Annotated in this window: 7 protein-coding genes; 4 read left to right on the plus strand and 3 right to left on the minus strand. The window is 57.8% G+C overall.

What is annotated here, in order from left to right; genetic code table 11:
• Nucleotides 1-933, plus strand: a 933-nt coding sequence (locus tag VGE80_RS22025) for an urease accessory protein UreD (protein WP_440594141.1), incomplete at its 5' end; no start/stop codon positions are given.
• A 129-nt stretch (nt 934-1,062) separates the two neighbouring features.
• Here VGE80_RS22025 and VGE80_RS22030 read toward each other — a convergent pair.
• The 3 genes from VGE80_RS22030 to VGE80_RS22040 form a co-directional block, all read right to left on the minus strand.
• Entirely contained in the window at nt 1,063-2,427 is a 1,365-nt protein-coding gene (locus VGE80_RS22030) for an outer membrane beta-barrel protein (RefSeq protein ID WP_440594142.1), read from the minus strand.
• 367 nt (nt 2,428-2,794) lie between these two features.
• Complete coding sequence (locus VGE80_RS22035; protein WP_373649977.1) at nt 2,795-3,784, minus strand: quinone oxidoreductase family protein; 990 nt, start codon at nt 3,782-3,784, stop codon at nt 2,795-2,797.
• Between the two features lie 16 nt (nt 3,785-3,800).
• A complete protein-coding gene (locus VGE80_RS22040; protein ID WP_373649976.1) occupies nt 3,801-5,318 on the minus strand; it encodes an endo-1,4-beta-xylanase in 1,518 nt (505 codons plus the stop codon).
• Between the two features lie 232 nt (nt 5,319-5,550).
• Here VGE80_RS22040 and VGE80_RS22045 point away from each other — a divergent pair, with 232 nt between their 5' ends.
• The 3 genes from VGE80_RS22045 (at nt 5,551) to pyrF (ending at nt 8,039) form a co-directional block, all read left to right on the plus strand.
• Nucleotides 5,551-6,453 (plus strand): phosphoribosylaminoimidazolesuccinocarboxamide synthase, encoded by a 903-nt coding sequence (locus VGE80_RS22045; protein WP_440594143.1) that lies wholly within the window; start codon nt 5,551-5,553, stop codon nt 6,451-6,453.
• A gap of 9 nt (nt 6,454-6,462) precedes the next feature.
• Nucleotides 6,463-6,882 (plus strand): hypothetical protein, encoded by a 420-nt coding sequence (locus VGE80_RS22050; RefSeq protein ID WP_440594144.1) that lies wholly within the window; start codon nt 6,463-6,465, stop codon nt 6,880-6,882.
• 215 nt (nt 6,883-7,097) lie between these two features.
• On the plus strand, nt 7,098-8,039 hold the full coding sequence (pyrF, locus tag VGE80_RS22055) for an orotidine-5'-phosphate decarboxylase (RefSeq protein ID WP_440594145.1): 942 nt from the start codon (nt 7,098-7,100) through the stop codon (nt 8,037-8,039).
• Nucleotides 8,040-8,519: the final 480 nt, after the last annotated feature.

An 8,519-nucleotide genomic window follows, 5' to 3' on the forward strand; every position in this document is an offset into this window, starting at 1 on the left:
ACACCACCCGAATTCGCTGGAATGGAATCGATCCATCACCCTGCGGGGCGGGTCGGTGGAGCACGAATCGAACTGGTTCAATCCGGCAACGCGACGCGACTGGGGAGCTGCTACCAGCAGATCCCCGTCCGGGTGCTGCCGCCGTTTGTGTTCGGAGCAGAACACGCGTCCTTGCTTTACGTCATCAACCTGACAGCCGGGCTGATGGATGGTGACATCCATCACCTGGAAATCGTCGCACGTAGCGGCACACAGGCGGTGATCACAGGTCAATCAGCCACGAGAATCCATCCTGCGCTGAAAAGCTTTGCCTCACAGCAGTGGACGATCGACGTCGAGGACGATGCCTGTCTGGTGGTTCTGCCGGGACCGAACATCCCCTTCGCGGGGTGCAAGTATTACCAGCGAGGTCGCGTCAATCTGGCTCCTCGAGCCAAACTGATCTGGGGGGATATCTGGCTGCCGGGGCGCTACGAACGGGCTGAAATTTCTGAACGTTTTCAGTTCAATTGTATCGTGCAGGACTTTGAAGTACGCCGTGCTGGAGAACTGATCTACCGTGACCGATTCCGCTGGGACGGCCCTTGGTCAACGGAAGAAGCGAGCTGGTACTTCGGGGGCGAGCTGGCCTGCGGCAGCCTGTTCATCGGGGGTCCGCTACCGGATTCCCTGCCGGAAGCCAATCCGGCCGCCGGACGATCTGTCTTTCCGCTCGGCACCGAAGGGACATGCTTCCGCTGGTGCGGTGATCCTTCCGCCGTAACGACCGACCTGGTCAGCCTCTCCATGCACATCGCCGCCGCGTGGAAATCGGGGCCGCAGTCACCACCGTGGCTGCTGAATTCCTCCAGTCTGTCTCCAAACCACTGGTTCATGAGTGCCGATGACTGGAACCGCGGCACCACCCCCGTTGTCGCCGAGGAATTGACTTAGCAGTCCCTCAAACGAACACCCAGCCGGAGGGAGGTTCATCCTGAACCTCCCTCCGGCTGGAGTTTTTACTTCGCAGTTCCGCCCACGGTCATCACAAGAGAAACGATCTGTGGGACCGCCACGCCCGTCTCAGAATTTCACCAGAGCACTGATACCACCCGTCAATTGATTGTGGTTCGTATGTGCTCCTCCGACACCAAACGCCGCCCGGTCGGCGAAGTCGCCCCGAATTTCAGGGCGGATTTCGAGGTACTTATTGGGGTGCCAGTTCGTCCCCAGAGTGACTTCGGAGTAATTGGCAGCGACTCCGGTGCGAGTCCCCTGAACGTCATCGAACCATTCCACCCGCAGCAGGGCATCAACCTCGGCATTCAGGTGCAGGATTCCGATGGTGTAAAGACCGTACCATGATCCGGTTCCGACCGGTGTGTTCCGGTCCCACCCCATATTGTTCTGCACGACCTGCGTGAAGTATCTGCTCCAGGCATGCTGCAGTCGAATTTCAACCGTGGTGTTGAAGTCACCACTCATTCCTGGTGCAGCGAAAATGGCGTCCGGACCTGCATAGACGGAGCCCGTCAGTCGAGTCCGTTTTTCCGGGGTCAGCCAGTAGTTGAACTGGCCGATATAGCAGTACGAGTTATCACTTCGCAGTGTATAGAATGTATTAGCACCTAATGTAACGCCATTCCAGAGATCGAGCTGATCGTTCACGTGCAGATTCGTTAAAAGCCCGGTGAAGGCGCCGTCTTGTGAATAGAAGAACTGATAATCACTGGAGTAGAACGGACGGTACGGAGCGAGAAAGCCATTGTAACCGATGATCGAATTCATACGGCCAATTTTGACATCCATCCCCTTTTCCGTCAGGATCGGCAAATGGGCAGAGATATTCAAATCTCGGAAGTCCTGACTGAACCGCGTGTTGTCTGCGTTGCCAATCCCCCCTTTGGGCTGACCGAGTGCCGCATCCGCCCCCGCGAAGTAGCGAATATTGAAACCCAGGTCGAATTGATCCTGCTTCAACGGCTTCTGAATCACCAGGCCGATCTGGTCCACCAGCAACTCATTTCCAAACCGGTTCTGACGTGGCTGAACAGACAAGAGTCCAGACCCTGATGAGGAACCGCTGTACCCGGTCTCGAACCAGCCGAAAGTCCGTATCCCGCTGTCGCCGAACAGGTTCTTCATCCCCAGTTCGTTCATCAGGAAACCGACATCACTGACGGGATGTGGTCCCAGCGGCTGACTGACACGTGCCCCGGCGACTTCTTCGGCAAGTTCAGCAGGAAGCGAATCGTTCTCCAATCCGTAGGCCGCGTTGCCGGCGATCAATTGCGGAGAAAAATAAGGAGATGCCTGAGAAAAGGGAGCTGGTTCCACCGGCGAGTCGTACAGAAACTCCTGCCCCAGGCCTGACGGCCCTGTAGACAAGGCTCCCCCCAGTAGCAACGCTGCAACAGACTTCTGCCACAAGCGGGTTATCGGTTTCATTCGTTGCATCCTTGCAAACGCCTGGTTATAACCGCCTTGCATCCCCTCTCTCGATCACCGCGGCAAAAGTGGAGTGGGTGCCGGATCTCATCTCCTTTGATCACTCGGTCAGGTGATCAGGGACCCCCGCCGCGAAGTGCAAACGCAACGTGTAATCCACTGCTCAGTAGTATCGGAGCAACTTTGCACAAAAGATCCGAGCATCTCCTTCTGCACACAAAACAAGCAGGTCCCAAACAGTCTGCGCAGCTTCACTCACCGAAGGTTTCTCCGCTCATCATCCGAGAAGAACGCTCGACGGTCGGGATTTTATTCAGGAGGACGGAGTCGGCTGACCGGCAACTCTCGCAACGGACGCCGAATTCCGTCACATTGCGGACGGAATTTCGACGACGACCTTACCGAAGACGTCACCCCCGAGATGCTTGAAAGCTTTCTCGACAGAGTCCAGCGGGTAGGTGGCACACACGATCGGGCGAATCTGCTTACTGTTCATCAACTCGACGAGCGCTTTCCACGAAGACTGCGCTTTGGCGGGCGAGTCATCCGTCACCAGAACCCCGTGAATCGATGCTCGCTTAAACATCAGCGAGGGGAGAGGAACCACCGATTCGACTCCCGCCAGAAGTCCCACCACGCTGACCCGGCCATGCACCCCCAGCAGATGGATCGATGTCGCCAGTGAAGGTCCCCCGACATTCTCCACGACGAGAGACACTCCTTTAGCTCCGATCGAGGAAAAGATCTGGTCCTTTAATTGGGGATGGTCCGGAGCAAACACGTGACTGGCACCGAGTCGCTGTAGCTTTTGCCGCTTTTCTTCCGAGCGAGACAGTGCCACAACTCTGGCTCCGAGTGCGCTGGCAAGCTGCACGCAGGCCAGCCCAACACCACCAGAAGCCCCTGTCACAACAACGGTCTGACCCGCCTCGAGAGCGCCCACATCGAACAGGGCCTTCCACGCGGTCTGATAGGCCAGTGGTGCGGCCGCCGCTTCCACATCACTCCAGCCCCTGGGCTTGCGGGCCAGGTTCTCGGCCGCGAGCCACTGCTGCTCACAAAGCGTCCCGTCGCGGAGGTTCGAGGTCGATGTCTGCAGCGCAACAACTTCGTCACCGGGTTGCCAGCGCCCTGTAGAATCTCCCTGAATGACCACTCCACAGGCGTCCCGGCCGGGAAGAAAGGGTGGCTGAGGCCCACCCGGGTATTTTCCTTCAATCTGAAAATTGTCAGCCGGGTTGAGTCCCACCGCCCGGATCTCGACCAGAACTTCCTCGGGACGCCCGACCCTCAGGTCCACTTGTTCCAGCCGCGTGTTTTGCCAGCCACCGGGAGAAGATGTCACAAGTCCCTTCACAAGGAATCCTTTCGAATCAGGATTTAAGACGCTGATTAATTTGATGAGAGATCAGCCGTTCGACGATCTCCTTGGGAGTTTCATCCCGGTTTAACAGGCCAGCATGAGGAAACCGGTGAGATTGCCCGTCTGACAGGTGGGGCAGCAGCACACCCGCTACCCGCTGCTTGGCCACGAGCAGATCCAGCATCGACTCAATCCAGCGCGCCTGTATCTTTTCATTGCCCGGTGTTGGCCAGGTACGGGGATTGACCTGAATGTCTGGCAGAGCCAGCTCGTCCGGCTCGGAACTCGACGGACAAACCAGGGTCACGAAAATCGGAATGTCCAGATTGGTCCACGTGTCGATCAGGCGCGAACACTCCAGCAGATCGCGCTGTGCCGAACCGTGCGGGCGGTAGCCAATCGCGACTTCCAGATTCACTCCCGACAGGCCGACACCGGAACGGATCAGGGCATCGACCATCTGAATGGGAGAAAGTCCGTGAGAACCACGTGACTGGTAGTCCCCCCACGGCTGATCAACTCGCACAATCAGGTGAGCATCCTCGTCAACCTGTCGTGCCACGTCGAAGACACGGGCAGTCAGCGTCAGACGGCTTTCTTCCGAGAGAGTCAATGCACCACCGGTGTTCATCCGGGTACAGACTTCCCAGGTATGGATTCGCCCGAAGTATCGGGCAATCGCGGTCTCGACAAAATCGCAGACGAAGCTTTGCAGATTGAAAACGTCCTGTTCCCACAACGCCAGCCAGGGGGGAAGTCCACCTGGCCCCAGATCAATCAGCGGTCCCCCGCGAATCATCAGCTTCTGCTGTTCGCACCACTCGACCCGCCGGTCGGTCGCGTCCCAGTTATATTCTCCCTCGACCGCTTCGATGGTCGTCCAGGGGATGGCGACGGTCGCGGAATGAAAGACATTGTTGAAGTGAACCGTCCCTTCCGGGGTGGGAACGTCTCCGTCGAGTTCGCAGCCGATCGAAACGGGAAGCGAACCAAATCGTTGCAGTCGCCCCGCCAGCGCCTGGGCGCCGTACGACCGAGTCAGGATTTCAGCCGCCTCGCAAGCATGGCGAATCGCTTCATCGGCCAACTGGCTGGCCAGTTCGGGTTGAGACTGCGATGCCGCAGCACGCGAGAAGCTCTGATGGGCGGCGCGGTTCGGTCCGCGAAATTCTTCGGGAATCTGAAGTCCAGCGAGTTCCCACTGCGACGACTGATTCCGTACCTGAACAATCTTACCGCGAGCCAGTTCCACTGCGAGCAGATAAGGTTCTTCCCGTTCAGGCAGCGAGGCGGTCGGAATGACGATGCGACCATAGCCGGGAACGGGCCAGGCAACATGGAATTTCACGCTTTCCGACGAACTGCGGCGGCATTCGATGATGTTATCGACGATTTCGATGCGAGTCGAAAAGATCCTGCCATCAGCACCCGTCAAATAACCCGCGTGAACCTCTGGCCAGTCGTTTACGAGGCTGGCGGGGTAGACGGCAAAGCGAATCAACCCCATCGCGGCTCCGGCCTGCTTCATCAAGAGGAAAAAATCGATGCACAGAAGTTCTACAGGAAACGATAAGTCTATGCTGATTTTGACTTCGCAATCAATGACACAGACGCACCCGCCCAGAAAATAGGAACCGAGCCTGCCTCCCTGGACCAATCAGCGAGTGTAGTCCCGGCTTGCGGGTTGTTCAAGAAGCTCGCCTTCTGGTAGCCTTTTTGCAGTATTTCTCCTGCCTCGAGATGGAACTGATCTGCATCTGATGAGCCCCGCACCCCTCAATTCGCCCCTGCTGCAAAGCCAACTTCCCGGTCTGGAACCAGGTCGAGGAAAAGTTCGCGACGTCTACGACTTCGGTGACCGTTTGCTCATCGTCGCCACGGACCGGATCAGTGCCTTCGACTGGATTCTGCCAACCGGGATTCCCGACAAAGGACGCGTCCTGACGCAGATCAGCAAATTCTGGTTCGACCGCCTGGGTGTCCCCCATCACTTGCTGTCGATGAACCCGGAAGATGTTCCCTTGCCAGCAAAGACAGATATCGCGTCGCTGCAGGGGCGCAGCATGGTGGTCAGAAAGACCCGTGTCTTCCCGATCGAATGTGTCGTTCGCGGGTATCTCTCGGGATCAGGATGGAAAGAATACAAAGCCAGCCAGACGGTCTGCGGACTGAAACTTCCTGCCGGCCTGCGAGAAAGTGAACGGCTCCCCGAAGTCATCTTCACCCCGGCGACAAAGGCAGAATCGGGTCACGACGAAAACATTCCGTTCGAACGCATGGCCGAGATCATCGGCTCCGATCGGGCGGGGCAGTTGAAGCAGTTCAGCCTGGATGTCTACACAAAGGCGGCCGAGTTCGCCCGGTCCAAAGGGATCATTATCGCGGATACCAAATTCGAGTTTGGCGTGATTAATGACCAGGTCATCCTGATCGACGAAGTCCTGACTCCAGACAGCTCTCGCTTCTGGCCCGCTGACCAGTATTCCCCCGGTGGAGCACAGCCCAGCTACGACAAACAGTTTGTGCGAGACTGGCTGGAAACCACCGATTGGGACAAGAACAGCCCTCCTCCCGCACTTCCAGAGGACGTCGTCGTCAAGACGCGGGATAAATACATCGAAGCATACGAACGCCTGACGGGAACGACGTTTGCCTGGAAATGAGTCGCCCGTATGAGACGCCTGAAATTATTCCTGACGACCGTGTCCTGGGGAACACGACTTCAGCTCCTGATGGTCGTGCTGTACCTGAGCTATCAGGTCTGGTTCGATTCACGACGAGGCTACCTTCCCGTTACGTTCGCCATCATGCTGCTGACCGGCCTGCTCGGCCGTTTACTGTTGCCACTCATGATGGCTTATCCCCGGTTGACGTTCCGGGTCTGGGGTTCCTTCGGCACGGCGTTCCTGCTTTTGTCCTATCTGGTCAGCGGTCAACGCTGGTGGTGGACCGTCGCAGCTCACTTCGGTCGTGAGATTGTCATGTGCCAGTATCTGAGTTGCGGGTACTGGTTTGTATCGCAATTGCGACTGGCCCAGGAACGATTGACATCAGACATTCCTGAGGACGACGAGGAATTCGCCAAGACTTGACTGCCTCTGGAACTCAACCTGATTCCGCCTCAACATCCGACGACAGCAACTCGCCCCCGCCCAGAACCCGAGCGGGCGGCTCACACCCGTGAGAGTGTAGTGACGGCAGGGAAGATCACATCCCAGATCAGAGAGACTTCCACCGATCAATCAATGTAACTAAGTCGAATCGTACTAATACCAAAAAATCTCCATCGCTAAGAGGACTGGTTACTATGAGTTTCCACTACGCAACACGACTCCATGAAGCGATCAAGGCTAAGAAGACACCGGCACTGGTCGGTCTTGATCCACGACTGAACCAGCTTCCCCTGGATGTCCTCGCACACGCCCGCGAACTTCACGACGACCCGATCGCCGTCGCCGCGTCGGCATTTGAGGAATTCTGCGTCCGGCTCATCGATGTGGTCGCGCCCCTGGTCCCGGCCGTGAAACCGCAGGCGGCGTTCTTCGAGGAATGGGGCCCCGATGGCTGCCTCGCTCTTGCCCGCGTCATCCGCTATGCCCGGTCCAAGGGACTGATCGTCATCTGCGACGGAAAGCGGGGCGATATTGGAACAACGGCCGAAGCCTATGCACGCGCTTACCTCGCCGGAGCAGACCCGCAAGCTGCTCCCTGGCAGGCCGACGCACTCACGGTCAACCCTTATCTCGGCCGGGACACTCTCGAACCCTTCGTGAAGGTGGCCGCCGAGCGAGGAGCCGGCATCTACGTCCTCGTCAAAACCAGTAATCCCGGTTCAGCCTCGTTCCAGGACAAGATCACCGAAGATAAAACACTCTTTCGCCACGTCGCCCAGGTCGTCGAAGAACTGGCCCTTGAGACCAACGAAAGTGGCTACGGAAGTATCGGCGCCGTCGTCGGGGCAACATATCCCCGCGAACTCGTCGAACTCCGCGCGGCCATGCCACACGTCCCGCTGCTGATTCCCGGTTACGGCAGCCAGGGGGGTGCAGCAGCAGACGTCGCCCCCGCCTTTGATGCCAACGGCCTGGGTGCGGTCGTCAATAACTCACGCGGGATCAACTTTGCCTTCAGAGCCCCCCCCTATGACGAACAGTACGGGGCGAAACAGTGGGAAGCCGCCGCCGAGGCCGCGACGAAAAAGATGATCGCGGACCTCGCAGCCGGAACCGCCGCCGGAAAGCTGCTCTAACGCACACCGCTGAAATGCCAGCATGCCACTGCATGACGGCCGCCGTCATGCAGTGCTGCTCCCGCTCGCGCCTGTGCATGAAATCCCTGTAGGTGAAACCAGGGTACAGCCGCGCAGCGTACCCGCCCGAGGCCCTTCGCTCACTCTCTTCCCCTTCTTCTCCCGCGCAGTTTCTTACTCCACAGACTGCAATCAGGCACAAATCGTGCGACCTCGTTCATAAATCTCCGCCCCACCACGACCTGAAATTTTCGGCAGCTTGATCTCTTCACGTCTCGCGGACGTTCAGCCCTCGCAAGAACGGCAACCCGTGCAGCCACTGGTAGCGACCCGTTAGATAAATTGAGTATTAAATAACGACTCATCATCTTAGGTGATGGCGATACCTGATTCTTTCAGCACCGATCACTGGACAGGGAAGAGACGATGTCTGATTCGACAGATCGCAAGAGCGTCGCAGAGCAACCGCTCTACATCCTG

Origin of the sequence: Schlesneria sp. (genome assembly GCF_036405755.1) — a bacterium.
Taxonomy (GTDB): domain Bacteria; phylum Planctomycetota; class Planctomycetia; order Planctomycetales; family Planctomycetaceae; genus Schlesneria; species Schlesneria sphaerica.